General features: G+C 70.9%; 22 protein-coding genes, 1 tRNA gene and 2 pseudogenes. 13 read left to right on the forward strand and 12 right to left on the reverse strand.

Annotated elements, in window-relative coordinates:
- Positions 1–41 precede the first annotated feature (41 nt).
- The 3 genes from OG520_RS18095 to OG520_RS18105 all read left to right on the forward strand — a co-directional run bounded on the left by OG520_RS18095 (position 42) and on the right by OG520_RS18105 (position 3,816).
- Entirely contained in the window at positions 42–770 is a 729-nt protein-coding gene (locus OG520_RS18095; RefSeq protein WP_406013849.1) for a TetR/AcrR family transcriptional regulator C-terminal domain-containing protein, read from the forward strand.
- A 176-nt stretch (positions 771–946) separates the two neighbouring features.
- Complete coding sequence (locus OG520_RS18100) at positions 947–2,602, forward strand: 5-guanidino-2-oxopentanoate decarboxylase (RefSeq protein ID WP_406013850.1); 1,656 nt, start codon at positions 947–949, stop codon at positions 2,600–2,602.
- Entirely contained in the window at positions 2,599–3,816 is a 1,218-nt protein-coding gene (locus OG520_RS18105; RefSeq protein WP_406013851.1) for a Glu/Leu/Phe/Val dehydrogenase dimerization domain-containing protein, read from the forward strand. Before OG520_RS18100 ends, OG520_RS18105 begins: the two co-directional genes overlap by 4 nt.
- Positions 3,817–4,019: 203 nt before the next feature.
- Here OG520_RS18105 and OG520_RS18110 read toward each other — a convergent pair.
- Positions 4,020–4,093: transfer RNA gene (locus OG520_RS18110), tRNA-Thr, on the reverse strand.
- Between the two features lie 162 nt (positions 4,094–4,255).
- On the opposite strand from OG520_RS18110, the gene OG520_RS18115 reads away from it, so the two are divergent.
- From OG520_RS18115 to OG520_RS18140, 6 genes and pseudogenes are all read left to right on the forward strand, one after another.
- Positions 4,256–5,353 carry an RNA-guided endonuclease InsQ/TnpB family protein gene (locus OG520_RS18115; RefSeq protein ID WP_406013852.1) on the forward strand — a complete coding sequence of 366 codons (1,098 nt, stop codon included), beginning with the start codon at positions 4,256–4,258 and terminating at the stop codon, positions 5,351–5,353.
- Positions 5,241–5,495, forward strand: a complete 255-nt coding sequence (locus OG520_RS18120; protein WP_406016515.1) for a zinc ribbon domain-containing protein — start codon at positions 5,241–5,243, stop codon at positions 5,493–5,495. The genes OG520_RS18115 and OG520_RS18120 overlap by 113 nt, the downstream gene beginning before the upstream one ends.
- Before the next feature lie 337 nt (positions 5,496–5,832).
- Positions 5,833–6,969, forward strand: coding sequence for an ABC transporter ATP-binding protein (locus OG520_RS18125; protein WP_399331160.1), 1,137 nt, complete (start codon positions 5,833–5,835; stop codon positions 6,967–6,969).
- Positions 6,970–7,264: 295 nt separating this feature from the next.
- Positions 7,265–8,442, forward strand: a pseudogene (locus OG520_RS18130) (IS30 family transposase).
- A gap of 223 nt (positions 8,443–8,665) precedes the next feature.
- The gene (locus tag OG520_RS18135; protein ID WP_093540283.1) at positions 8,666–9,079 is read left to right on the forward strand and encodes a hypothetical protein; all 414 of its coding nucleotides are present in this window, start codon (positions 8,666–8,668) and stop codon (positions 9,077–9,079) included.
- 34 nt (positions 9,080–9,113) lie between these two features.
- Complete coding sequence (locus OG520_RS18140) at positions 9,114–9,824, forward strand: NDP-sugar synthase (protein WP_399331158.1); 711 nt, start codon at positions 9,114–9,116, stop codon at positions 9,822–9,824.
- Positions 9,825–9,929: 105 nt separating this feature from the next.
- Here OG520_RS18140 and OG520_RS18145 read toward each other — a convergent pair whose 3' ends face one another.
- From OG520_RS18145 to OG520_RS18180, 8 genes and pseudogenes are all read right to left on the reverse strand, one after another.
- Positions 9,930–11,564 carry a DoxX family membrane protein gene (locus OG520_RS18145; RefSeq protein ID WP_406013853.1) on the reverse strand — a complete coding sequence of 545 codons (1,635 nt, stop codon included), beginning with the start codon at positions 11,562–11,564 and terminating at the stop codon, positions 9,930–9,932.
- Between the two features lie 137 nt (positions 11,565–11,701).
- Positions 11,702–12,658 carry a 23S rRNA (guanosine(2251)-2'-O)-methyltransferase RlmB gene (gene rlmB / locus OG520_RS18150; RefSeq protein ID WP_124717238.1) on the reverse strand — a complete coding sequence of 319 codons (957 nt, stop codon included), beginning with the start codon at positions 12,656–12,658 and terminating at the stop codon, positions 11,702–11,704.
- Positions 12,659–12,742: 84 nt separating this feature from the next.
- Positions 12,743–14,146 carry a cysteine--tRNA ligase gene (cysS, locus tag OG520_RS18155; protein ID WP_399331154.1) on the reverse strand — a complete coding sequence of 468 codons (1,404 nt, stop codon included), beginning with the start codon at positions 14,144–14,146 and terminating at the stop codon, positions 12,743–12,745.
- 82 nt (positions 14,147–14,228) lie between these two features.
- Positions 14,229–14,636: a PPOX class F420-dependent oxidoreductase gene (locus OG520_RS18160; protein ID WP_266416129.1), complete on the reverse strand. Its 408-nt coding sequence runs from the start codon at positions 14,634–14,636 to the stop codon at positions 14,229–14,231.
- Between the two features lie 134 nt (positions 14,637–14,770).
- Positions 14,771–15,061: pseudogene (locus OG520_RS18165) on the reverse strand (GNAT family N-acetyltransferase); the annotation flags it as partial.
- 112 nt (positions 15,062–15,173) lie between these two features.
- Positions 15,174–15,677 carry a 2-C-methyl-D-erythritol 2,4-cyclodiphosphate synthase gene (gene ispF / locus OG520_RS18170; protein ID WP_266416132.1) on the reverse strand — a complete coding sequence of 168 codons (504 nt, stop codon included), beginning with the start codon at positions 15,675–15,677 and terminating at the stop codon, positions 15,174–15,176.
- Positions 15,667–16,413, reverse strand: a complete 747-nt coding sequence (gene ispD / locus OG520_RS18175; RefSeq protein ID WP_406013854.1) for a 2-C-methyl-D-erythritol 4-phosphate cytidylyltransferase — start codon at positions 16,411–16,413, stop codon at positions 15,667–15,669. The genes ispF and ispD overlap by 11 nt, the downstream gene beginning before the upstream one ends.
- 354 nt (positions 16,414–16,767) lie before the next feature.
- A complete protein-coding gene (locus tag OG520_RS18180; RefSeq protein WP_006380568.1) occupies positions 16,768–17,250 on the reverse strand; it encodes a CarD family transcriptional regulator in 483 nt (160 codons plus the stop codon).
- Between the two features lie 612 nt (positions 17,251–17,862).
- Between OG520_RS18180 and OG520_RS18185 the strand changes: the two genes are divergently transcribed.
- Positions 17,863–18,816: an IS481 family transposase gene (locus OG520_RS18185; protein ID WP_406013855.1), complete on the forward strand. Its 954-nt coding sequence runs from the start codon at positions 17,863–17,865 to the stop codon at positions 18,814–18,816.
- A 162-nt stretch (positions 18,817–18,978) separates the two neighbouring features.
- Positions 18,979–19,632, forward strand: a complete 654-nt coding sequence (locus OG520_RS18190) for a DUF461 domain-containing protein (protein WP_406013856.1) — start codon at positions 18,979–18,981, stop codon at positions 19,630–19,632.
- A 90-nt stretch (positions 19,633–19,722) separates the two neighbouring features.
- On the opposite strand, the gene OG520_RS18195 is transcribed toward OG520_RS18190, so the two are convergent.
- Positions 19,723–20,403 (reverse strand): response regulator transcription factor, encoded by a 681-nt coding sequence (locus OG520_RS18195; RefSeq protein WP_072487966.1) that lies wholly within the window; start codon positions 20,401–20,403, stop codon positions 19,723–19,725.
- Positions 20,400–21,674 (reverse strand): sensor histidine kinase, encoded by a 1,275-nt coding sequence (locus OG520_RS18200; RefSeq protein WP_399331147.1) that lies wholly within the window; start codon positions 21,672–21,674, stop codon positions 20,400–20,402. The genes OG520_RS18195 and OG520_RS18200 overlap by 4 nt, the downstream gene beginning before the upstream one ends.
- Before the next feature lie 198 nt (positions 21,675–21,872).
- On the opposite strand from OG520_RS18200, the gene phoU reads away from it, so the two are divergent.
- Together phoU and OG520_RS18210 are read left to right on the forward strand one after the other, a co-directional pair.
- Positions 21,873–22,550, forward strand: a complete 678-nt coding sequence (gene phoU / locus OG520_RS18205; RefSeq protein ID WP_266416142.1) for a phosphate signaling complex protein PhoU — start codon at positions 21,873–21,875, stop codon at positions 22,548–22,550.
- 194 nt (positions 22,551–22,744) lie between these two features.
- Positions 22,745–22,894, forward strand: a complete 150-nt coding sequence (locus tag OG520_RS18210; protein ID WP_164495177.1) for a hypothetical protein — start codon at positions 22,745–22,747, stop codon at positions 22,892–22,894.
- Positions 22,895–22,978: 84 nt separating this feature from the next.
- Here the strand turns inward: OG520_RS18210 and OG520_RS18215 are convergent, their stop codons facing one another.
- Complete coding sequence (locus OG520_RS18215) at positions 22,979–24,289, reverse strand: MDR family MFS transporter (RefSeq protein ID WP_406013857.1); 1,311 nt, start codon at positions 24,287–24,289, stop codon at positions 22,979–22,981.
- Positions 24,290–24,484: the final 195 nt, after the last annotated feature.

Below are 24,484 nucleotides of genomic sequence, written 5' to 3' on the forward strand. Positions count from 1 at the left end.
CGCGCACCCCGAGTTCCGCGCACCACCAAGGAGGAGACGTCATGGCAGCCAGGACCAACCCGATCCCGTCCGTGTGGACGCGACAGCAGCGCGAGCCCGACCAGCCCGCGCTCAGCCGGGCCGCGATCATCCGCGAGGCGATCGTGATGCTGGACGCCGACGGCATCGAGGCGCTCAGCATGCGCAAGCTCGGCGCCCGCCTGAACGCCGGCGCGACCTCCCTCTACCGGCACGTCGCGACCAAGGACGAGCTGATGGAACTCGCGGTGGACGAGGTCTTCGCCGAGATCACGGTGCCCCCCGCCGACAGCCCGGACTGGCGCGCCGCCGCCACCGAGGCCGCCCGGTCCTTCCGCTCGACCGCCCTGCACCACCCCTGGCTGGCCTCGGTCCTCGGCCAGGCGGGCCTCGCCTACCTGGGCCCCAACCTGATGTCGTTCTCCGAACGGCTGGCCGCCCTGTTCACCGCAGTCGGCTTCCCCGAGCCGAGCCGCGCGATCGACACCGTCATGACCTACGTCATCGGCATGAGCACCACCGAGGCGGCCTGGCTCACCACCGTCGCCCGCTCCGGCGAGACCGAGGCCGACTTCATGTCCCGCCTCATGCCCGCCGCCCAGCAGGCCGCGTCCGAGCACGACCACCTCGCCGGCACCTTCACCGCCTCCGCGGAGACCGCCCCCGAGGAGATCCGCGACTCCAAGTTCACGTACGGCCTGGAAGTCGTCCTCGACGGACTGGCGTTGCGGCTCCCGCCCCGGGCGCACTGACCACGAGCACCGTCACCGGCGGCCGGGCCCGCGCGGGCCCGGCCGCCGACCCGGGCGGCCCCCGTCCCGACAACTGAACAAATGTTCAGTATCTGCACGCATTGACATGGGCGATCCACACTCCAAATACTGACTACTCATTCAGTAAGGAGCCCTGCGCAGTGCCTGGAGAAACCATGTCGGAACCACCCGCGACCATCCCCGCCCGGCCCCCGCGAGGCGGGCTCACCGGCGGGGAAGCCCTGGTGCGGGCGCTCGCCGCGCACGGTGTGACCCAGGCGTTCGGCATCCCCGGCACCCACAACCTGGAGATCTACCGGCACCTGGCCGCCTACCGGATCGGCCACCTCAACCCCCGCCACGAACAGGGCGCGGGCTACGCCGCCGACGCCTACGCCCGGGTCTGCGGACGGCCCGGCGTGGCGATCACCACCACCGGCCCGGCCCTGCTGAACATCGCGGCCGCCGTCGGCCAGGCCTACTCCGACAGCGTCCCGCTGCTCGTCGTCTCACCCGGCATGCCGCTGCGCCACCCCCGGCAGTCGACCGGCCTGCTGCACGAGATGCGCAGCCAGACCGAGGCGCTGCGGGGCGTCGCGGCCGTCAGCCACCGGGTGTCCTCCGTCGAGGAGATCGGCGTGGCGGTCGCCCGCGCCTTCACCCTCTTCCGTACGCGGCGCCCCCGGCCCGTGCACATCGAGGTACCGCTGGACCTGCTCACCGCCGTGGAACCGGCCGGGCCCGTACGGACCGCCCCGCCGGCCTCCCCCGCGACGGCGGACCCGGACGCGCTCTCGACAGCCGCCGAGGCGCTGCGTTCGGCCGCCCGGCCCGCGATCGTGCTCGGCGGCGGAGCGCGCGGAGCCGCCGCCGAGTGCCTGCGACTGGCCGAGGAGCTGGGCGCCCCCGTGGTGACCTCGGCCAACGGCAAGGGCATCGTCGCGGAGACCCACCCGCTGTCGCTCGGCGCCTCGCTGCACAGCCGGGCCGTCCGGCGCTGGCTGGCGGAGCGCGACGTGGTGCTCGCCGTCGGCACGGAGCTCGCCGAGTCCGACCTGTGGGAGCCCCTGCCCGCGCTCGGCGGCACCCTGATCCGGGCCGACATCGATCCGGCGCAGATGTACGCGGGCCCGCCCGCCGGCATCCCCCTGGTCGGCGACGCCCGGCACACCCTGCGCTCGCTCCTCGCCACCCGCCCCGGCGCCGCCGCCACCATCGCCACCACCGAAACGCACCACGAGGTCCACCGCGCCGTCGTCGCACTCCGCGACGAGCGGAACGCCGAGACCCGGAGCGAGGACGCGCACCTGCTGCCGTACCTGGCGGCGATCGGATCGGTGCTCCCCGCGAACGCGGTGTTCACCTCCGACAGCGCCCAGTGCTGCTACTACGGCGCGATCCCGCACCTGCCCGTCGCCCCGGAGGGCCGCTACCTGCACCCGACGGGCTTCGGCACCCTCGGCTACGCCCTGCCCGCCGCCATCGGCGCCAAGACCGCGGACCCCGCCCGGCCGGTCGTCGCGCTGAGCGGCGACGGCGGGCTCCAGTTCTCCGTACAGGAGCTGGCCACCGCCGTACAACTGCGACTCCCCCTGCCCGTCGTGGTGTTCGACAACGGCGGCTACGGCGAGATCCGCGACGAAATGGTGTCCCGCGGCGACCGCCCCACCGGGGTCGACCTGCCACCGGTCGACCTGCCCGCCCTGGCCCGCGCCTACGGCGGCCACGGCGTACGCGCCGACTCGCCCGAGGCGCTCGCCGAGGCCCTGCGCCGGGCCCTGGACACCCCCGGCCCCACCCTCATCGCCGTCCCCGAGGAGCACTCCCGATGACCACGTCCCCCACGACCCCGCGGACCACCGCCGGGCCGGCCGCCCCCCTGATCTCCCTCACCTGGACCGACCAGGAGACCGGGCACCAGGGCCACCTGGTCATCGACCGACTGGTGCGCGGCGTCTCCAGCGGCGGCCTGCGGATGCGTGCCGGCTGCACGCTGGAGGAAGTCACCGGCCTGGCCCGCGGCATGACGATGAAGGAGGTGCTGCACTACAACCCGCAGGGCCGCTACATCCCGTTGGGCGGCGCCAAGGGCGGCATCGACTGCGACCCGCGCGACCCCGCCGCCTACGGCGTCCTCGTCCGCTACCTGCGTGCCGTACGCCCCTGCATCGAACAGTTCTGGACCACCGGCGAGGACCTCGGCCTCACCCAGGACCTCGTCGACCGGGCCGCCGCCGAGGCGGGCCTGGTCTCCTCCATCCAGGCGGTCTACCCGCTCCTCGACGACGAGGAAGCCGCCCGGCGGCGCCTCGCCGACGCGTTCGCCATCGACGTGGACGGCATCGGCCTGGACGAGCTGGTGGGCGGCTGCGGAGTCGCCGAATCGGTGCTCACCGCCCTGGACCGGACCGGCGTCGCCCACCGGGGCACCCGCGTCGCGGTGCAGGGCTTCGGCACCATGGGCGGCGCCACCGCCCGCTTCCTGGCCCGCGCCGGACTGCGCGTCGTGGCGGTCGCCGACATCAAGGGCACCGTCGCCAACCCCGACGGCCTGGACGTCGAGGCGCTGCTCGCCGCCCGCGACGGCCACGGCGCCGTGGACCGCGCCGCACTCCGCGCCGAGGACCGTGAACTGCCGGCCGACGCCTGGCTGACCGCCGACGCCGAGGTACTGGTTCCGGCCGCCGTCTCGTACGCCGTGGACGCCGCCAACCAGGCGGGCATCACCGCCCGCTGGATCGTCGAGGCCGCCAACATGCCGGTGGTCCCCGAGGCGGAGACGCTGTTGGCCGCCCGGGGCATCACCGTACTGCCGGACGTCGTCGTCAACTCCGGCACGAACGCCTGGTGGTGGTGGACCCTGTTCGGCGACATCGGCGCCGACGCCGACGAGGCGTTCGCGTACACCCGCCGGTCGATGCGCGCCCTGGTCGACCGGATACTGGCCCGCGCCGAAACCGAGAACACCACCCCCCGGGCCGCCGCACACGCCCTGGCCGCGGACCGGCTGCCGGCGGTCGCGGCACGCTTCGGAACGTTCCGCTGACAGCTGGAATCCAGCCACTCGGAGACTCAGAGCCAGGATGCGCCCGTCACTGGTCCAGGGCGGAGACGTCACGGGCAGCCCGCTCTACTGGCTGCGCGAGTTCCCTCATGTGAATCCTCGGCGAGATCGCGCCCCCTGCTGGGCGTACGAGCTCCGTCCGCGCATAAAAAATCCCAGGTCAACAAAGCGTTGACCTGGGGTTGAGCCGCCTGTCGGACTCGAACCGACGACCTATTGATTACAAATCAATTGCTCTAGCCAACTGAGCTAAGGCGGCGTCCCACGCGATGACAACTACGCGCGCGAACCCTCACTCTACACAGCGCCCCACCATCGAACCATGCGGTTCCGCCGCCCCCGTAACCGCCCGAGCACCCATGCGTTAAGAACACTGACGTACCAAACCGGATATCGGACAATCGGGCGGAAGAGGAGCGTGATGGGCACCGCAGACCAGCCGCCACGGGTGACGGTCGGCGATGCCGGGCGCATCAAGCGTGAGGCCCTTGGCATCGCCGACCGCAAGAAGCACCACGGCCGGGCGGCGACCGCCGTGAAGAGCCGGGCCAAGGAACCCGGTACACAACAGCGCGTGTACCGGTACCGCTTCTACCCGACCCCGTCACAGACCGAGCAGCTGGAGAAGACCTTCGGGGCCTGCCGCTGGGTCTACAACGAAGGGCTGGCCCTGCGGGCGGGCGCCTGGGAGAGACATCGGGTGTCGGTGGGGTTCGCCGAATCGTGCCGGGCGTTGACGGGATGGCGACAGGCGTCTGAGACGTCCTGGCTGCGTGAGGTGTCGTCGACGGTGTTGCAGCAGTCGTTGCGGCATCTGGACGGGGCGTTCACGAGGTTCTTCAAGCAGTCGGCGAAGTATCCGCAGCGGAAGAGGAAACACCGGTCGCGGGATTCGGCGACGTACGTACGGACCGGTTTCCGGTGGTCGGAGGACCCGGAGCGGCCCGGTACGGGTCTGGTGACCCTGGCGAAGCAGACGGTGCCGCTGGACGTGCGGTGGTCGCGGCCGTTACCGGCCGGGGCGGCACCGGTGAAGTTGTCGGTGACGCGCGACCGGGCGGGCCGGTATTTCGTCGCGGTGCTGATGGAGGAGCGGATCCAGCCCCTGCCTGCGGCGTTCGTACCGGGCGGGCACGAGCCGACAGCGGTGGGGATCGATCTGGGGCTCGCTGCGCTGGTGACCCTGGACGACGGAACGAAGCTGGATCATCCGCGGCTGATGAAGAAGTACGGGGAGGAGCTGGCGCGGCTGCAGCGGGGGCTGCACCGCAAGGAGAAGGGATCGAAGAACCGGGAGAAGGCCCGGGAGCGCATCGCCCGGTTGTACGCGCAGATCAGCGACGTACGCAGAGACATGCTGGCAGCTGCGCTACAAGTGCGCCTGGTACGGACGGACGCTGGTGATCGTGGACCGCTTCTTTCCGTCGACGCGTCGGTGTTCCGGCTGCCGAGCGAAGGGGCCGTCGCTCGATGTGTCCGTGCGGGAGTGGACATGCACGGAGTGCGGTGCGGTGCATGACCGGGACGTGAATGCGGCGCGCAACCTCCGGGAAGAGGGCATGCGGCTGTACTGGTTGGTGGCTTCCGCGCTCCCACCCTGGCGGATGCCGCCGTCGGTGATCAAGGCATCGGAGCCGGCAGACGTGCTGTCGGCTGCGTGACGGAGTGAAGGACTGCGGTACGGACCGACGGGCCGTCGGCCGTAAAGCCTGTGGAGCCTGCGTAAGACCGGTCCGGAGTGCCCTCCAGGGGTGCGTCGGGGGCGGCGGGGGCGCCGAAGCAGGAAGTGTTGCGAGTGGCACAGGTCAAAAGTGCGTCGCTCTGGTCCCCGGCGGGCGGGCGTCGGCCCCACCCCGTCAGAAGATATTCCTCCCCGTCGAACTACTGACAGATTCGAAATGGCCAGGTAGCGTCGCTGAAGGTTCACCCAAGTGGACCAGACCACTCCCGCACTCGGATCGTCCGGCACGTTCCTGCCGGTGGAGGAGAAGATCCAGCATGGCCAGTGTCACGTTCGACAAGGCGTCCCGCGTCTACCCCGGCTCCACGAAGCCGGCCGTGGATCAGCTCGAGATCGACATCGCGGACGGTGAGTTCCTCGTCCTCGTCGGTCCTTCCGGTTGTGGCAAGTCGACCTCCCTGCGCATGCTCGCGGGTCTTGAGGACGTCAACGGCGGCGCGATCCGCATCGGTGACCGCGACGTCACGCACCTGCCCCCGAAGGACCGGGACATCGCCATGGTGTTCCAGAACTACGCGCTGTACCCGCACATGACGGTCGCGGACAACATGGGCTTCGCGCTCAAGATCGCCGGGGTCAACAAGACCGAGATCCGGGCGAAGGTCGAAGAGGCCGCCAAGATGCTGGACCTCACCGAGTACCTGGACCGCAAGCCGAAGGCGCTCTCCGGTGGTCAGCGTCAGCGTGTCGCGATGGGCCGTGCCATCGTGCGTGAGCCGCAGGTCTTCCTCATGGACGAGCCGCTGTCGAACCTCGACGCCAAGCTCCGTGTCTCCACCCGTACGCAGATCGCCTCGCTCCAGCGCCGTCTGGGCATCACGACCGTGTACGTCACGCACGACCAGGTCGAGGCCCTGACCATGGGTGACCGGGTCGCGGTCCTCAAGGACGGTCTGCTCCAGCAGGTCGACTCGCCGCGCAACATGTACGACAAGCCGGCGAACCTCTTCGTGGCCGGCTTCATCGGCTCCCCGGCCATGAACCTGGTCGAGGTCCCGATCACCGACGGCGGTGTGAAGTTCGGCAACAGCGTCGTCCCGGTCTCCCGCGAGGCGCTCACCGCCGCCGCGGACCGTGGTGACACCACCGTCACGGTCGGCATCCGCCCCGAGCACTTCGACATCGTCGAGCACGGTGGCGCCGCCGCGAAGTCCCTGTCGAAGGACAGCGCCGACGCCCCGGCCGGCCTGGCCGTCTCGGTCAACGTCGTCGAGGAGCTCGGCGCCGACGGCTTCGTCTACGGCGCCGCCGAGGTCGGTGGCGAGCACAAGGACCTGGTCGTCCGCGTCGGCGGCCGCGCCGTCCCGGAGAAGGGCACCAAGCTCCACGTCGTGCCGCGCCCGGACGAGCTGCACGTCTTCGCGACGTCGACCGGTGAGCGTCTCACCGGCTGACGCCCCGCACACCCGCGCCACAGCGGCCCCGCATCTCGGCGGGTTCTAGCGATCCCCGCAACACCCTGGATTTCAGGGAGTTGCGGGGATCGTGGATTTTGAGGAGTTGAAGGCGCGGTTCTTCGAGGCGCTGGACCGGGAGAACGGGAGTGTCTCGGGTGCTGCTCGGGCGGTTGGGGTGAGCCGACACACGGCGGCGGGCTGGGCGCGGAAGGCCGGCGTCCGTGGTCGTGGGAAGACGGGCACCAGTGGGCATCCGGGGCGGGCGGAGTACGACCGGCTTCGCGCGTCGGGGGTGCGACGACGGGATGCCGCGGCGCAGGTCGGGGTCCACGAGCGCACAGCCAAGGACTGGGACCGCGGGATCCGGAAGATCGGCAACGCGCGCCTGCACCCCGATGGGCGAAGGATCGACTACACAACGGGCATGACCAGCACCGTCGCCGTCACGTCGGCGCCCTCTCTTGCGGCAGTCGAAGCCGAGCTGCACCCACGGTTCCTGACGGTGGCCGAGCGGGAGTTGATCGCCGACATGCGTCGTGAGGGCCGCTCACTGCGGGCGATCGGACGGGCACCGGGCCGGCCGGCATCCACCGTCAAACGTGAGATCGATGCCCGTTGCGTCGAGGGCGTCTATCAGCCCCACCGGGCACAGCGGGCCTGGGCGAAGAGCCGGGCACGCCCCAAGCAGTCCAAGCTCGCCCACGACGGTCCGCTGCGCGAGTACGTCGCGGGCAGACTGCAGCAGCAGTGGTCACCCGAGCAGATCTGTCACGCTCTGGTCATGGAGTTCCCCGACGACGAGGGTATGCGGGTGAGTCCGGAGACGGTCTACCAGGCGATCTATGTCCAGGCCCGTGGCGGGCTGCGGCGCGAGATCGCACTCGCGCTGCGCACCGGGCGCACCCGCCGCAAGCCACACCGTGGCCCGGAGCAGCGCACTCGCCGGTTCGTCGACGAGATGGTGATGATCTCCGAGCGGCCTGCCGAGGTCGAGGACCGGGCGGTGCCCGGCCACTGGGAGGGCGATCTGATCGTCGGCCCCCGCAGCGAGAGCGCGATCGTGACGTTGGTCGAGCGTTCCACCCGCTACGTCATGCTCGGGCATCTGCCCGGCGGACACACCGCCGAGGAGGTCCGTGACGTGCTGGTGCCCTTGATCCAGACCCTGCCCGCGCACCTGCGCGGCTCGCTGACCTGGGACCAGGGCTGCGAGATGGCCGCGCACAAGCAGTTCACCGTCGCCACGGGAGTACCGGTCTACTTCTGCGATCCGCACTCCCCTGGCAGCGCGGATCGAACGAGAACACCAACGGTCTGCTGCGGCAGTACTTCCCCAAGAGCACCGACCTGTCCGTGCACAGCGCCGCAGACCTCGAACACGTCGCTCAGCAACTCAACGGCCGACCACGCAAAACGCTCGGCTGGAGAACCCCAGCCGAGCGCCTGCGTGATCTACTGACGACCGCATAGGCCATCAGGTGTTGCGAGGACCCCGAGAATCCGCCTCTGCGTGCGGGGCCGTTCGCGCGCCATGGGGCACGAGCGGGTTTGGATCCGTACGGCGCCGGATTCCCCGGCACACCGGTCATTTCGCCCCCGTTCGTCAACACCCGATTCGAAAAGCACCCTCGAACCATCCCCCTCAAGGGTGACGAAATGTCGCCAAATCATTACTGCCCGCTACGCTCGCTGCGTGACCCACACTGCGCGCCGCATCGGCCGATCCCTCGCCTTCGTACTGCCCGTCGTGATGGTCCTCTCCGGGACCCTCGCCGTCACCAGCGTGCCGTGGGCAGCGCACAACTCCGAGCCGCAGGTCCTGACCGCGTCGGCCCACGACATCTCGAAGCGCGCCAAGACGCGCACCCCGCAGGACGCCCTCCGTGACCGGCTTCTCCTGGAGCTCCAGGAGAAGGACCCGGGTGTCGCGCTCACCGACCTCCAGCGCTCCGTCGAGGGCCGCCCCTCGCTCGCCCGGCACTGCATGTCGATCGCCAGGGCGCTGGGCCGCGCCGCCGTCGAGAAGTACGGCCCCACGCACGCCCACCGGTTCTCGCGTCCCGTCTGCGACACGTCCTTCGCCTCGGGCGTCGCCCGGTTCAGCTGACCGGCCGTGCCGGGCACCGCATATCGTGCCTGGCATGCATACGTATCCGACGCAGGCCGTGATCCTGGCGGGTGGCCAGGGATCGCGGCTGCGCCCGTACACCGATGACCGCCCCAAGCCGATGGTCGAGATCCCGGGCACCGGGACTCCGATCATCGGCCATCAGCTTTCCTGGCTGGCCGCCGAAGGCGTGACCGACGCCGTGGTGTCGTGCGGTCATCTGGCCGAGGTGCTGCAGGAGTGGCTGGACTCGGCGGTGCTGCCGCTGCGCGTGACGACCGTCGTGGAGTCCGAGCCGCTGGGCCGCGGTGGCGGGCTGAAGTACGCCGCCGCCCGGCTGCCCGACCCCGACCAGCCCTGGTACGCCACCAACGGCGACATCTGGACGCGCTTCTCCCTGCGCGAGATGGCCGCGTTCCACACCGAACGCGACGCGACCGCGACGCTGGCCCTGGCCCGTCCCCGTATCCCGTGGGGTGCCGTGGAGACGGACGCGTTCGGGCACATCACCGACTTCATCGAGTCGCCGCCCTCGCCGTATCTGATCAACGCCGGTGTGTACGTCTTCTCCCCGGAGTTCACGACGCTGCTGCCGGACCGGGGCGACCACGAGCGGACGACGTTCCCCCGGCTGGCCCGCGAGCGCAGGCTGGCCGGGTACCCGCTCCCGCACGGCGCGTACTGGCGGGCCATCGACACGGCGAAGGACCTCACCGAGGCCGCCAAGGAGCTCGACGGGCAGTAGCGGAGCCCCGGGCGTACGACGAACCCGGGCGTACGACGAAGGGGCTGTCACCGGTACGAATCCGGTGACCGCCCCTTCGTCGCGTGCCGGCGCCGGCCCGGCGGCTCAGCCGAGCAGGCCGCCGATGGGGTTTTGCCCGCCGCCGGAAGTGCCGCCGGTGGAGTCGCCGCCGTCCGAGCCGCCGGTGGAACCGCCGCCCGTGCCGGTGGTGCCGGAGGACGACGGGCCGGAGCTGCTGGACGGGGGCTGCTGCGGGGCCGTCTGCTGCGGGGTCTGCCGGCCGGTGCCCTGGGTCTGGCTGGGCTGTCCGGCACCGGCCGCCTGGCCGGACTCGCGGACGGTGCCCGCGGCGGGCGTGGACGGCGCGGTGGAGGGCGTCGTGGCGGCGCCGCTCCGGGTCGGCGAGGGGCGCCGGCCCTCCGGCGTGTGCGAGGCCCGGCCGCTGTGGGATTCCTGCGGGAGCGGGGAGCCGGGGAGCTGGTTGGTCGGGTCGCCGTTCGGGCCGGGCACGGTGACGACCCCGGAGGAGCGGACCGCGCCGCCGAGCACGGAGCCCACGAGAAGGGTGAGGCCGACGACGACGGCGGCGACGAGGGCGCCCCGGCGCAGCACCCGGCGGCGCAGGTCCCAGATCGCCGAGCGCGGGCCGAGCCTGCGCCAGGCCTCACCGGCGAGCCGTCCGTCGACGGAGTAGACCGGCGCGCCCGCGATGATCAGCGGGCTCCAGGCGGCGAGGTAGATGATGTCGGGCGCGTCGTAGACGGCGACAGTGCGCCAGCTCACGGTGACCAGCAGCGCGGCGGACAGCAGCGCGCCGACCGAGGCGGCGACCCGCTGCCAGAGGCCGAGGACGGTGAGGACGCCGACGACGACCTGGAGGAAGGCGACGCTGAGTCCGGCGCCGACGGGGTGGGAGAGCGCGAAGTCGCGCAGCGGCTCGGCCAGCGCCCAGGGGTGCAGCGAGGTCAGCCACTTGACCATGGAGCCGCGTTCGCCGCCGTCGAAGTAGACGGGGTCGCAGAGCTTGCCCATGCCGGCGTAGATGGAGATGAAGCCGAGGAAGACCCGCAGCGGCAGCAGCACGACGCCGAGGTTCATCCGGCGGCCGGGGTAGTACGCGTGGCGTACGGAGTCGCTGTCCTGGCGCCCGCTCCGGTCCCCGGTCTCCTCGTCGAAGCCGTCCTCGTCGAAGCCGTCCTCGTCGTACGCCGCTTGCGGGTACGGGCCGCTGTCGGCGGAGTCGTAGGCGCCGACCGCCCGGCGCATGGGCGGCAGCAGGGGTCCGTTGTCGTAGCGGCCCGGCTGGTGGGGGGCGGTGATGACGGGGGTGGGCTGGGTCTCTTCGAGGAGATCGATGACCTGGGTGCCGCCCGTGCCGTGTCCGCCGTCGAATTCCGGGGGCGCGTAGGGGCCGTAGGAGTCGAACCCGGCGGCCGGGCGGCCCGCGGCGGAGTTCCGTACGGCCTGGAGGAGCCCGGTGGCGCCGGGGTCGCCGGGGGCGGACCTGCCGCTCCACACGACGGGCGAGCGCCTGCCGCGGGCCGCTCCTGCGCCGCTCATGGCGGGGATCCTGGGCGCGCCGGCGGGGGCCAGACCGCGCAGCCGCGGGCGCTGGCCGGGGGCGAGCTGCACCCGGAAGCTGGCGTGGTTGACGATGACCTGCGCAGGGTCGCAGTCCACCTTGGCCATGCTCAGGGCGGGTTGTTCGTCGAACCGAGGCGTTCTGGTGTCCACACTCATCTAACCGAGTGATGTGTGTTTAGGACACTGCCTTGACAGGCCCGATGTGTCCGAGGCCCGTCAATGGGGTCCGGCGGGGGCGCCGGGGGCCTGTCCGGCGACAGGCCCCGGTCGGCCGCCCCCCGGCCGGGTGGACTTCAGGCCCGGCGCCGCGCGACCTCGTACAGGACGATCCCGGCCGCGACACCGGCGTTCAGCGACTCCGCGCCGCCCGGCATCGAGATGCGGACCCGGTAGTCGCAGGTCTCGCCGACGAGGCGGCCGAGGCCCTTGCCCTCGCTGCCGATGACGATGACGACGGGTCCGGCGAGCTCCGCCAGGTCCTCGACGGTGTGCTCGCCGTCGGCGGCGAGGCCGACGACCGTGAGGCCGGCCTTCTGGTAGCCCTCCAGGGCCCGGGTCAGGTTCGTGACGCGGGAGACCGGCGTACGGGCCGCCGTGCCGGCCGAGGACTTCCAGGCGCCCGCCGTCATCCCGGCCGCGCGCCGCTCGGGCACGACCACGCCGTGGCCGCCGAACGCGGAGACGGAGCGGACGATCGCGCCCAGGTTGCGCGGGTCGGTGACGCCGTCGAGGGCGACGATCAGCGGGTCCTCGCCGTTGTCGTACGCGGCGGCGGTGAGGTCCTCCGGGTGTGCGTACTCGTACGGCGGGACCTGGAGGACGAGGCCCTGGTGGTTCAGGCCGTTCGTCATCCGGTCCAGCTCGGGGCGCGGGGCCTCCATCAGGTTGATGTTGCCGCGCGCGCCGGCGAGCTGGAGCGCCTCGCGGACGCGCTCGTCGTTGTCGATGTACTGCTGGACGTACAGGGTCGTCGCCGGGACGCCGTCGCGCAGGGCCTCGTAGACCGGGTTGCGGCCGACGACCATCTCGGACGTGCCCTTGACGCCGCCGCGCCGGGGGGCGGGGCGGCGGTTGGCGGCCTGCTTGGCCTTGGCGGTCGCGATGCGGTTCTTCTTGTGCTTCTTACGGGCCTCGGCGGGCGGCGTCGGTCCCTTGCCTTCGAGACCACGGCGTCGCTGGCCACCGCTGCCGACCTGCATGCCCTTCTTGTTGGACGTGCGGCGGTTCCTGCGCTGGCTGTTCCCGGCCATGACCTACCTGTTTCGTTGCTTCAGACGTGCGTGCGTATAAGTGAAAGTGTGCCGCCCGGAACGCCGGGCGGCACATGGTGGGGACTACTGGCGCGGGCCGAGTGTCCACCGTGGTCCGGTGGGGCTGTCCTCGATGACGAGTCCGGACTGGTTGAGCTGGTCGCGGATGGCGTCGGCGGCGGGCCAGTCCTTGCGCTCGCGGGCCGACTGGCGCTGGTCGAGCACGAGACGTACGAGGGTGTCGACGACGCCGTGCAGATCGTCGCCGCGGTCGCTCTCGCCCGCCCAGTGCTCGTCGAGCGGGTCGAGGCCGAGGACGCCGAGCATCGCGCGGACCTCCGCGAGCCGGGCGACCGCCGCTTCCTTGTCGTCGGCGGCCAGTGCGGAGTTGCCCTGGCGGACCGTGGTGTGGACGATCGCGAGGGCCTGCGGGACGCCCAGGTCGTCGTCCATCGCCTCGGCGAAGGCCGGCGGCACCTCGGCGGCGGGCTCGACCGTCTCGCCCGCCTTCTCGGTGACGCGCTGGACGAAGCCCTCGATCCGCGCGAACGCGGACTCGGCCTCGCGCAGGGCCTCCTCGCTGTACTCGATCATCGACCGGTAGTGCGGGGTGCCTAGGTAGTAGCGCAGCACGATCGGGCGCCATGCCTTGACCATCTCGCTGACCAGCACCGAGTTGCCCAGCGACTTCGACATCTTCTCGCCGGCCATGGTGACCCAGCCGTTGTGCACCCAGTACTTCGCGAACTCGTCGCCGTACGCCTTGGCCTGGGCGATCTCGTTCTCGTGGTGCGGGAAGATCAGGTCGATGCCGCCGCCGTGGATGTCGAAGGCGGTGCCGAGGTACTTGTGCGCCATGGCGGAGCACTCCAGGTGCCAGCCGGGGCGGCCGCGGCCCCAGGGGGTCTCCCAGCTGGGCTCGCCCGGCTTGGACGCCTTCCACATGGCGAAGTCGCGCTGGTCGCGCTTGCCGGTCTCGCCGTCGCCGGACGGCTGGCGCAGATCGTCCAGGTCCTGGTTGGACAGCTCCAGGTAGCCGGGGAACGAGCGCACGTCGAAGTAGACGTTGCCGTCGGCCGCGTAGGCATGACCGCGTTCGATCAGGCCGCGCATCATCTCGATCATCTCGGGGATGTGGCCGGTGGCACGGGGTTCGTAGGTGACCGGGAGGCAGCCGAGCGCGTCGTAGCCGGCGTTGAACGCCCGCTCGTTCTCGTAGCCGATGGCCCACCAGGGGCGGCCCTGTTCCGCGGACTTCGCGATGATCTTGTCGTCGATGTCGGTGACGTTCCGGACGAACGTGACGTCGTAGCCGCGGTACTCGAACCAGCGGCGCATGATGTCGAAGTTCAGCCCGGACCGGATGTGCCCGATGTGCGGGGCTGCCTGGACGGTCGCGCCACAGAGGTAGATCGAGACACAGCCCGCTGTGAGCGGTACGAAGTCACGGATCTGCCGGGCGCTGGTGTCGTACAGGCGAATAGTCACGCCTCAAGGGTAGTGGGCGCGCACCAGTGCCCCGCGACCCCTTGGGGATCGCGGGGGACAAGTTTGTGACCGCGGGGGCGCCTCAGATGCTTCCGACGACCTTGCGCGGGGTGATCCGGACGACCACGCGTTCGGCGTCGTCGGCGGCGGCCGAGGGGTTGAACTCCGCGAACTTCTTGCCGGTGTACTTCACGGACAGCTCGTCCATGAGCTCCTCGGCGCCCTCGGTGGTCAGGGCGGCGGTGCCGCGGATCTCGGCGTACGTGTACGGGGCGGCGAAGGGCTGCACGACGACGGAGACCCGCGGGTCACGGTTCAGGTTCTGCTCCTTGCGGCGGCCCACCGCCGTCGAGATGAGCACGTCGTCGCCGTCGCGCTTGGCCCAGACCGGGGAGGCCTGGGGGCTGCCGTCGGGCTGGACGGTGACGACGGTGACGAAGACGGGGGTGTCGAGAAGCGCTTTGAGCTCTGCGGAGAGTGCGGCGGTCATGGCGTACGTCCTCCTGGTGGGGTCGGTGATGCCTCCACCCGTACCCCAACCACGTCCCGCCGCTCCCGCTTCCCGGTCCTGCCCACCGGAAGGGTCAGGGCGAGCGCGGCACCCGCGAGCGGCACGGCGGCGAGCGCGGCCCATCGGACCGGGCCGGGCGCCTGGGGTCCGCGGTCGCGCACCGCACCGGTGGCGACGATCTCCCCCTCGCACTCGACGACCAGCAGGGTGCAGCGGTCGGGGCGCAGACAGGCGGTGTCGGGATCGATGATGTCGGCGTGCCGGCGCGGTACGTAGCCGGACCTCAGGTCGCGGTAGACGGTGTCGAGCATCACGGCCCGCGCACCGCCGAGGTCGGCGGGGGTGGTGGTGCGCAGTACGTACCCGGTTCCGGCCGCCGCCTGCGCCTGGGGCATCGTGCTCATTCGCGGGCCCGCCGTCCTCGTACACCACATCGCTTGCCGCACCAGCGTACGTGCAAGCGATGTGCAACAAGGTCTGGCCCCGGAGTACCGGCAGGTCAGGGCCGTGCCGGGGTCAGCCGGTGCGGTAGACCAGCGCGGTCGCGAGCCCGGCGATGCCCTCGCCCCGCCCGGTGAAGCCGAGCCCGTCGGAGGTGGCGGCGGAGAGCGAGACGGGCGCCCCCACGGCGGCCGAAAGCACCTTCTGCGCCTCGTCGCGCCGCTTGCCGATCTTCGGCCTTACGCCGACGACCTGGACGGCGACATTGCCGATCTCGAAGCCCTCGGCCCGCACGATCCGCGCCGCCTCGGTCAGCAGGGTCACACCGGCGGCGCCGGACCACTCGGGCCGCCCGGTGCCGAAGTGCTGCCCGAGGTCGCCGAGCCCGGCGGCCGAGAAGAGCGCGTTGCACGCGGCGTGCGCGACGACGTCGGCGTCCGAGTGCCCGGCCAGACCAGGCCCTTCGCCCTCCCACAGCAGCCCCGCGCACCACAGCTCGCGGCCCTCTTCGAAGGCGTGGATGTCGGTGCCGATCCCGACCTGCGGGATCACGGGCCCGGTCCGTTCCTCAGAAGCCATCGTTCGCCCTCCTGCGTGCGAGTACCGCCTCGGCCAGCACCAGATCCAGCGGCCGGGTCACCTTGAACGCCTCTTCGTGCCCGGGTACGACCACGACGGGCGCCCCGAGCTGCTCCACCATGCCCGCGTCGTCCGTGACGCCCTCGCCGCTGACGGCGACGGCGGTGTGGGCCCGTACGAGCGTGTCGCGGTCGAAGCCCTGCGGGGTCTGCACCGCACGCAGCCTGGCCCGCACGGGCGTCCCGAGCACCGGCTCCGGCTCCCCCGGCGCACCGGGCTCGACCTCCTTGACGGTGTCGGCCAGCGGCAGCGCGGGGACGACGGCGGGCGCCCCGTCCCGTACCGCCTCGATCACCGCGTCCACCGTGTCGACGGGCACCAGCGGGCGCGCCGCGTCATGGACGAGGACGACGGAGATGTCCGCCGGCAGCGCGTCGAGGCCGAGCCGCACGGACTCCTGGCGGGTGTCGCCGCCGGGCACGACGAGGTAGTCGGTGCGCTCGGGCAGGGCGTGCTCGTCGAGCAGGTTCTTGACCTCGGGGGCGCCGTCCGGCGGTGCGACGACGACGACCAGGGAGACGGCGCGGGACGCCGCCATGGCCCGAACCGCGTGGATGAGCATGGGCGTCCCGCCCAGCGCGCGGAGCGCCTTGGGGGCGCCCGGACCGAGCCGTACACCGCGACCGGCCGCGGGAATCACGGCGGCGGTGCGGTACGGACGCGATTGATCAGACATCGGTTGCACTCCGAAGCTTCGGCATGTTTGTTTCCACGGCCGACATGGGTATGGCCACAAGCGAGCCGGGCGCCATGCCATGACTCGACCGGGCCCTTTCCGTGACACCCGGTCGAAGTCGGACAAGCCGCACCGGTCGCTCGGGATCGGCTGCACAAGATCGCGAGCAACGTATCGGGGGTATCACCGATGAAGCCAACGCATCGGTGAGTCGGGACGTAATCCGGACAGGCTGCGCAGAAATCCAGACATGCCGCGGCCTGATATGGACATGCCGCGGCGCCCGACGACATACCGTGAATACGGTTGTCAGCGGGCACCGCGGCACATTGATTACGACCGGCACGAGCCGGTTCAGGACGCGAGAACCTCGTCGAGCAGAGCCTCGGCCTTGTCTTCGTTCGTGTTCTCCGCGAGAGCGAGCTCGCTCACCAGAATCTGGCGAGCCTTGGCGAGCATGCGCTTCTCACCTGCGGAGAGTCCACGCTCGCGCTCACGACGCCACAGGTCGCGGACCACTTCGGCGACCTTGATGACATCGCCGGAGGCGAGCTTCTCGAGATTTGCCTTGTAGCGCCGGGACCAGTTCGTCGGCTCTTCGGCATACGGTGCGCGAAGCACCTCGAAGACCCGGTCCAGCCCCTCCTGCCCGACCACGTCGCGCACACCCACGAACTCCGCATTGTCCGCCGGCACACGAACCGTCAAGTCGCCCTGGGCGACCTTGAGCACCAAGTAGGTCTTGTCCACGCCTTTGATCTGGCGAGTTTCGATAGCCTCGATCAGCGCGGCCCCGTGATGGGGATAGACCACGGTGTCGCCAACCTTGAACGTCATGTGACAGGTACCCCTTCCGTGGCTATCAAGCGTAACACGAGAACCGCATCTCCTGAATGGCGTTTTCGCAGGTCAGGGCATATCTCGGGGCTTGACAACAGCGACACGCACGTGCTGCGGAAGGCTCGCGGGGGACGGTATTCGCAGGTCGGAGCCGTTGTGCGGGCAGGGCGAAACACACACGTCTCACACATCTGAACCACCCCATGAAGGGGCCGAACGTCCCGTTTTGCCGGGTTCCAGATGATGAACTTTCCGTACTCCGTTCGGAGATCGATCACCCGTACGGTGGTAAGTGCCGTTGATCAATGGAATTGATCAACGGCCCGGCGTGATCGGTTATGCGCACGGAATGCGCCACGCCCCATGAATTGATCACCGGCGATATGTGAACGGCATGTGTCGAGCCGTTTCGGCATGCGCGGCCCACAGGCCTTTGCCGGGCCCGCGGGCCCGGCCCGCACGCCCGCCGGGGATTACGGGACAGCCCTAGGTGTTCTGTCCCGGGAGGTTGTGGACGGGTGATGCAGGTCTCGGTTGAGGGATCTTGAACGGGTGAGGGCCTTCCGGTTCGGTGTGGATTGCGACGTCTACACCAACTGAAAGGCCCTCGTGCCCCACCGTAATGCACCCCTGACCGAGACCGGACGCCTGCGCCTGGCCCGCTGCGTGGTTGAGGACGGCTGGCCGCTTCGCCGGGCCGCCGAACGCTTCCAGGTCTCACCGACCACGGCCCAACGCTGGGCGGACCGGTACCGGCTGTTCGGCGAGGCGGGCATGACCGACCGTTCCTCCCGCCCGCACACCAGCCCGCGCCGCACCCCGACCCGCACCGAACGCCGGATCATCAAGGTCCGCGTCCTGCGCCGGTGGGGACCGGCCCGCATCGCGCACCTGCTCGGGCTGGTGCCCTCCACCGTGCACCGCGTCCTGACCCGCTACCGCCTGGCCCGCCTCACCCATCTCGACCGGGCCACCGGCCGCGTCATACGCCGCTACGAACGCGACCGGCCCGGCGAACTCGTCCACGTCGACATCAAGAAACTCGGCAACATCCCCGACGGCGGCGGACACAGAGCCCTCGGCCGGCCCGCGGGCCGCAAGAACCGGGCGAACGCCGGCTACAGCTACATCCACACCGCCGTCGACGACCACTCCCGCCTCGCCTACAGCGAGATCCACGGTGACGAACGCAAGGAGACCGCCACCGCCTTCTGGACCCGGGCCCAGCAGTTCTTCACCTCATGCGGCATCACCGTCGAACGGGTCCTGACCGACAACGGAGCCTGCTACAAATCACACGCCTGGCGCGACACCCTCGCAGCGGCCGGCATCGCGCACAAGCGGACCCGCCCTTACCGGCCCCAGACCAACGGCAAGGTCGAACGCTTCAACCGCACCCTGCTCGACGAGTGGGCCTACGCGACGACCTACCGCTCCGAGGCCGAACGACGCGACGCCTACCCCCGATGGCTCCACACCTACAATCACCACCGCGGACACACCGCACTCAAAGGCAAACCACCCGCCAGCCGCGTCCCCAACCTCACAGGGCAATACACCTAGGGCCTGTCCGGCGGATCAGGGTCGGACAGGCCCTAGGGGCGGGTCGGGTGCGGGGCGGGCGGGGCGGCTCGGTAGCCTAAGGCCGCTGACACACCCTTAGGGCGGCTTTACGTCGCTCCCCTCCCGTCCGCAGTCCGACACGTTCAAGGAGTTGCCGCCGCCGTGAGCCGCAGCCTTCGACACGGCGCCCTCGCCGCCACAGCCATCGTGTTCTCGATCGCCTCGCTCGCCGCGTGCGGTGCGGGCAATGACGCAGCGACGCTCAAGGTCAGGCCGGACACCGCTGCCACCACCATCGGTGACATCAGCGTCCAGAACGCGAACGTCGTCACCCAGCCCGAGCGCACCGCCGAGGGCCCGGCCGTCGTCGCCGCGACGCTGTTCAACAACGGCACGAAGGCGCAGACCCTGGAGGCCGTCACGCTGCCGGGTTCGAGCGCCTCGGTGCAGCTGCACGCCGCCAAGGGCGCCGGACCGGTCGTGGTCCCGGCCGGCGGCTCGGTGGTCCTCGGCGGCAAGGGCAACGCCTCCGCCGTGATCGAGAACGGCCGCGAGGCCGCCCAGGCGGGCAATGTGCAGCCCGTCGTCTTCAAGTTCAGCTCGACCGGCGAGATCCCGCTCGGCGTGTTCGTCGTGCCGGCGACGAGCTACTTCACGGACTCCGGCCCGAGCACGCTGCCGGCGCCGAAGAAGTCGCCCGGGGCGACGCCGACCGGTTCCGCGACCGCCGGGGCGCCGGGCGGCGCTCCGGCGGATTCGGCGAGCGACACGGCCGACCCGACCGACGCCGCGTCCGCCTCGACCGAGGCCCGCTGACCGCACGCGGGACAGCGACGCGCGGACACGCGAACGGCGGAGGGCGCCCCCGAAAGGGAGGCGCCCTCCGCCGTTCGCGTACCTGACGGTTTACGGCTCGAACTTGTACCCCAGGCCCCGCACCGTCACCAGGAAGCGCGGAGCGCCCGGGTCGGGTTCGATCTTGGCGCGCAGCCGCTTGACGTGGACGTCGAGGGTCTTGGTGTCGCCCACGTAGTCCGCGCCCCACACCCGGTCGATCAGCTGCATGCGGGTCAGGACCCGGCCCGCGTTGCGCAGCAGCATCTCCAGCAGGTCGAACTCCTTGAGCGGGAGGTCGACCTTGCCGCCGGCGACCGTGACGACGTGACGGTCCACGTCCATCCGGACCGGGCCCGCCTCCAGGGCGGCCGGCGTGACCTCCTCCGGCTCGCCGCGGCGGCGCAGCACCGCGCGGATGCGGGCGACCAGCTCCCGCGAGGAGAACGGCTTGGTCACGTAGTCGTCGGCTCCTATTTCCAGGCCGACGACCTTGTCGATCTCGCTGTCCTTCGCCGTGACCATGATCACGGGGACATTGGACCTGCTGCGCAGCTGACGGCAGACCTCCGTGCCGGGCAGGCCCGGCAGCATCAGGTCGAGCAGCACGAGGTCGGCGCCGTTGCGCTCGAACTCGTCCAACCCGTCCGGGCCCGTGGCCGCGATGGCGACCTCGAAGCCTTCCTTGCGGAGCATGTAGGACAGGGCGTCGCTGAAGGATTCCTCATCCTCGACGACGAGCACTCGGGTCACGGAAGGACCTCCGGGGCAGGGAATGGTTCAAGGGTTTCGGGGTGAGCGGGTCCACGGCTGCCCTCGTCGCCGTTGACGACGGGCGGTCCGCCCGAGCTGCGGTCCCGTTCCCGTACGGAGCCCGCTTCGGGCAGCCGCAGGGTGAAGGTGGAGCCCTGGCCCTCCGAGCTCCAGACGGTGACCTCCCCGCCGTGCGAGGCGGCCACGTGCTTCACGATGGCGAGGCCGAGGCCGGTGCCACCGGTGGCCCGTGAGCGGGCCGGGTCGACGCGGTAGAAGCGTTCGAAGACCCGCTCGCGGTCCTTCTCCGAGATGCCGATGCCCTGGTCGGTCACGGCTATCTCGATCTGGTCCCCGCCGGGCACGGACAGTCGCCTGGCGGCGATGCCCACTCGGGTGCGGGCGGGGCTGTAGTTGACGGCGTTCTCGACGAGGTTGCCGAGCGCCGCGGCGAGCTGGCCGCGGTTGCCCCAGATACGGAGCTGCGCGGTGCCGCCCGCCGCCATGGTGATCTGCTTCGAGCCGGCCTGCTGTCGGCAGCGGTCGATGGCCTCGGCCACCAGCTCGTCCACCCGGACCGGCTCCGCGTCCTCCAGCGGGTCGTCGTTCTGCACCCGCGAGAGGTCGATGATCTCCTGTACGAGGTTGGTCAGCCGGGTGGCCTCGATCTGCATCCGGCCCGCGAACCGTTCCACCGCCTCCGGGTCGTCGGAGGCGTCCATCACGGCCTCGGAGAGCAGCGAGAGCGCGCCGACCGGGGTCTTGAGCTCATGGCTGACATTGGCGACGAAGTCGCGCCGTACCGCTTCTATCCGGCGGGCCTCGGTGAGGTCCTCGACCAGCAGGAGCACCAGCCGGGAGCCGAGCGGGGCGACCCGGGCGGAGACCGCGAGGGCCTCGCCCCGGCCCGTACCGCGCCGGGGAAGGTCCAGTTCGACCTGGCGTATCTCTCCGTCCCGGCGGGTGTCCCTGGCCATGTTCAGCATCGCGTCGACGGCGAGCCGTCCGCCCCTGACCAGTCCCAGCGCATAGGCGGCGGAGCTGGCCTTGACCACGCTGTCGCTCTCGTCGAGCACGACCGCCGAGGAGCTGAGCACGGACAGGACCGTGTCCACCCCGGGCGGCAGGGGTGCGTTGCTGTCGGGCCGCATGGAGGTTCGCGTCGGCTTCTTCTGGTCGCGCTCGCTCCAGCGGAACGCAAGCATGGCGATCACGCCGGTACACGCACCGCCGATCGCCGCAGCTGCGGCGACTGCCGCGTTCACGTCCATACGTCAAGGTTATGCGGGTCCGGGAGGACTCTCCCAGCCATCCGGGTGCGTATCCGAACACTCGTCGCCCAGAGTTCACCGAGGAGCAAGGGTTGGTTCACTTGGGCGGCCGGAAGCCGACGCGTACGCCACTCAGGGTGGCAGCGTGGGGTTCGAACCTGGCCCCGGCCTTAAGAAGAGGACTGGAGAGGGACTTCCATGCGTGACGCGTACCACGAGGAACTCGACTCGATCGGCGAAGGGCTGGTCGAGATGGCCCGTCTCGTCGGGTCGGCGATCGGCCGGGCGACGACGTCCATGCTCGATGCCGATCTCAAGCTCGCGGAGAGCGTGATCGCCGCCGACCAGAAGGTCGACGACCTTCAGCACGACCTGGAGGCGCGGGCCATCGCCCTGCTCGCGCGTCAGCAGCCCGTGGCGACGGATCTGCGCATCGTGGTCACCTCCCTGCGGATGAGTGCCGACCTGGAGCGCTCGGGCGACCTCGCCCAGCACGTCGCCAAGCTGACCCGGCTGCGGTTCCCGCAGTCGGCGGTGCCGCACGACCTGCACGCCACCATCCTGGAGATGGGGCAGCTGGCGCAGCGCCTGATGGCCAAGGCCGCCGAGGTGATCATCACCAAGGACGTCGATCTGGCGCTCCAGCTGGAGCAGGACGACGACGAGATGGACCTGCTGCACCGCACGCTGTTCCAGCACCTGATGGACGACCGCTGGAAGCACGGCATCGAGACCGCCGTCGACGTGACCCTGCTCGGCCGATACTACGAGCGCTTCGCGGACCACGCGGTGTCGGTCGCCAAGCGGGTCGTCTACCTGGTGACGGGCGAGCACGCCGACGAGATCCAGCAGCAGACGACGGTGGAGGGCGCGTAATCGCGTCATCGCGCCGCGCGCATGGGCGTGCGTGGGCGCATCCGGTCGCACAAATGTCTCTGCGCGTGTGCGCCGTTGATGCGCCCGCCGGGGTGGGCATGAAATGGGGTGGGGCGGCACGCCTTGTCCGTACGCCCCGGTCGTACGCGCGTCGTTGCGGCGTACGGCCCTGTCGTACGCCTTGAGGAGGAACCATGGCCGATTCCCCCACTACCGACCCCCAGCAGGAGGCACCCGCCGAAGTGGTGCACCTGACCCTGCTCGGCGCCTGCGGCTGCGGCTCGGGCTGCGGCTGCGGCTGCCAGTCCGGTGCCCCGTGCCAGTGCGGTGGCTGCTCCGGCTGACGGGCCGCCGCGGAATACCGGCGGTGCCCCGCGCGGAGCCGATCCGCTCCGCGCGGGGCGCCGCCGTGTGCGGTGCGGCGGCTCTCAGAGGCCCGCCCGCTCGACGGCGGCCTCGGCTCCGGAAGCGGGCTCTCCCCCGCCGCTCTCCGCGACCCGGCTCCCCTCGGACGCCACCGCGTCCGCCCCCGGCAGGTTCCGCATCAGCAGCCAGTACCCCAGCGCGGCCCCGGTCCCCAGGACGGCGCACGCGCCCCACAGCCACTGCGCCCCGAAGCGGTCGATCACCAGGCCCGACATCAGCGGCGCGATCAGCGCGGCGGCGGACCACGACATCGTGTACATGCCCTGGTAGCGGCCACGGCCCCGGGCGGGCGACAGCCGGACGACCAGACTGCTCTGGATCGGCGAGTTGACGATCTCGGCGACCGTCCAGACGCAGATGGTCAGCGCGTAGACCGCGACCGACCCGGCGAACGCGGTCAGCCCGAATCCGTATCCCGCCAGCAGCGACGACACGAGGAGCAGCCGGCGCGGATCGCGGTGCTGGATGAAGCGGGTGACGGGGATCTGGAGCACCACGATCAGCACCCCGTTGACGGCGACCGCGGTACCGAAGTCGGAGCTGGAGAACCCGTCCGCCCCCATCGCCACCGGCAGCCCCACGTACCCCTGCTGGAAGATCAGGGCGATGACGAAGGACAGCCCGACGACGCTCATGAACCGCCCGTCGCGCAGCACGGTCGAGAGCCGGACCTCCTCCGCACCGTCGTCGACCGCGTGTCCGGACACCACCGGCTTCTCCGGCCGCGTCTCGGGCACCTTCATGAAGACGACGACGGCGCAGGCCAGCGTCATCGCGGCCTCGCCGAGGAACCCGGCGAGGTAGCTGTACTCGGCGACGAACCCGGCACCGGCCGACGAGACGGCGAAGCCGAGGTTGATGGCCCAGTAGTTGAGCGAGAAGGCCCGCACCCGGTCCTCGGGCCGGACGATGTCGGCCATCATCGCCTGCACGGCGGGCCGCGACGCGTTGCTGGCCATGCCGACGACGAAGGCGACCGCCGCTATCGCCACCGGATGGACCATGAATCCGAGCACGGCCACGGACGCGGCCGTCGACGTCTGCGCGATGAGCATGGTGGGCCGGCGGCCGAGCCGGTCTGTCATCACCCCCGCCCCGAGCGAGGAGACGACCCCGCCGAGCCCGTGCAGCGCGGCGACCAGACCGGCGTACGAGGCCGAGTAGCCCCGGTCCAGGGTCAGGTAGAGCGCCATGAACGTGGCGACGAACCCTCCGAGGCGGTTGACCAGCGTGCTGGTCCACAGCCACCAGAACTGCCGGGGGAGCCCGGACACGGATTCGCGTGCGGCCCGTCTGAGACCGGCGACAGACATACGGAATCCCCCCAGGGAAGTACGGAACGGACACCATCGGTAAGAGGCCCGCTGGCTTTCCGTACGTTACGAATCCCGGATTCCGGTCCGCCAGTCAATTGACGCCTGCCGTCAATCGTCCGCTCCCGGCCGTCCGCCCCGACCGCCCTGTCCGCCCTGTGACCGGCCGCGCAGCGCCCGTACGGGTTCGATTAC

Origin of the sequence: Streptomyces sp. NBC_00984 (genome assembly GCF_045162475.1) — a bacterium.
GTDB lineage: Bacteria > Actinomycetota > Actinomycetes > Streptomycetales > Streptomycetaceae > Streptomyces.

Excerpts from the sequence above, each read along its gene's own strand:
- OG520_RS18095 (WP_406013849.1), top strand. The coding sequence starts at position 42 with ATGGCAGCCAGGACCAACCCGATCCCGTCCGTGTGGACGCGACAGCAG.
- OG520_RS18100 (WP_406013850.1), top strand. The coding sequence starts at position 947 with ATGTCGGAACCACCCGCGACCATCCCCGCCCGGCCCCCGCGAGGCGGG.
- OG520_RS18105 (WP_406013851.1), top strand. The coding sequence starts at position 2,599 with ATGACCACGTCCCCCACGACCCCGCGGACCACCGCCGGGCCGGCCGCC.
- OG520_RS18115 (WP_406013852.1), top strand. The coding sequence starts at position 4,256 with ATGGGCACCGCAGACCAGCCGCCACGGGTGACGGTCGGCGATGCCGGG.
- OG520_RS18125 (WP_399331160.1), top strand. The coding sequence starts at position 5,833 with ATGGCCAGTGTCACGTTCGACAAGGCGTCCCGCGTCTACCCCGGCTCC.
- OG520_RS18140 (WP_399331158.1), top strand. The coding sequence starts at position 9,114 with ATGCATACGTATCCGACGCAGGCCGTGATCCTGGCGGGTGGCCAGGGA.
- OG520_RS18145 (WP_406013853.1), bottom strand. The coding sequence starts at position 11,564 with ATGAGTGTGGACACCAGAACGCCTCGGTTCGACGAACAACCCGCCCTG.
- rlmB (WP_124717238.1), bottom strand. The coding sequence starts at position 12,658 with ATGGCCGGGAACAGCCAGCGCAGGAACCGCCGCACGTCCAACAAGAAG.
- OG520_RS18160 (WP_266416129.1), bottom strand. The coding sequence starts at position 14,636 with ATGACCGCCGCACTCTCCGCAGAGCTCAAAGCGCTTCTCGACACCCCC.
- ispF (WP_266416132.1), bottom strand. The coding sequence starts at position 15,677 with ATGGCTTCTGAGGAACGGACCGGGCCCGTGATCCCGCAGGTCGGGATC.
- ispD (WP_406013854.1), bottom strand. The coding sequence starts at position 16,413 with ATGTCTGATCAATCGCGTCCGTACCGCACCGCCGCCGTGATTCCCGCG.
- OG520_RS18180 (WP_006380568.1), bottom strand. The coding sequence starts at position 17,250 with ATGACGTTCAAGGTTGGCGACACCGTGGTCTATCCCCATCACGGGGCC.
- OG520_RS18200 (WP_399331147.1), bottom strand. The coding sequence starts at position 21,674 with ATGGACGTGAACGCGGCAGTCGCCGCAGCTGCGGCGATCGGCGGTGCG.
- phoU (WP_266416142.1), top strand. The coding sequence starts at position 21,873 with ATGCGTGACGCGTACCACGAGGAACTCGACTCGATCGGCGAAGGGCTG.
- OG520_RS18210 (WP_164495177.1), top strand. The coding sequence starts at position 22,745 with ATGGCCGATTCCCCCACTACCGACCCCCAGCAGGAGGCACCCGCCGAA.
- OG520_RS18215 (WP_406013857.1), bottom strand. The coding sequence starts at position 24,289 with ATGTCTGTCGCCGGTCTCAGACGGGCCGCACGCGAATCCGTGTCCGGG.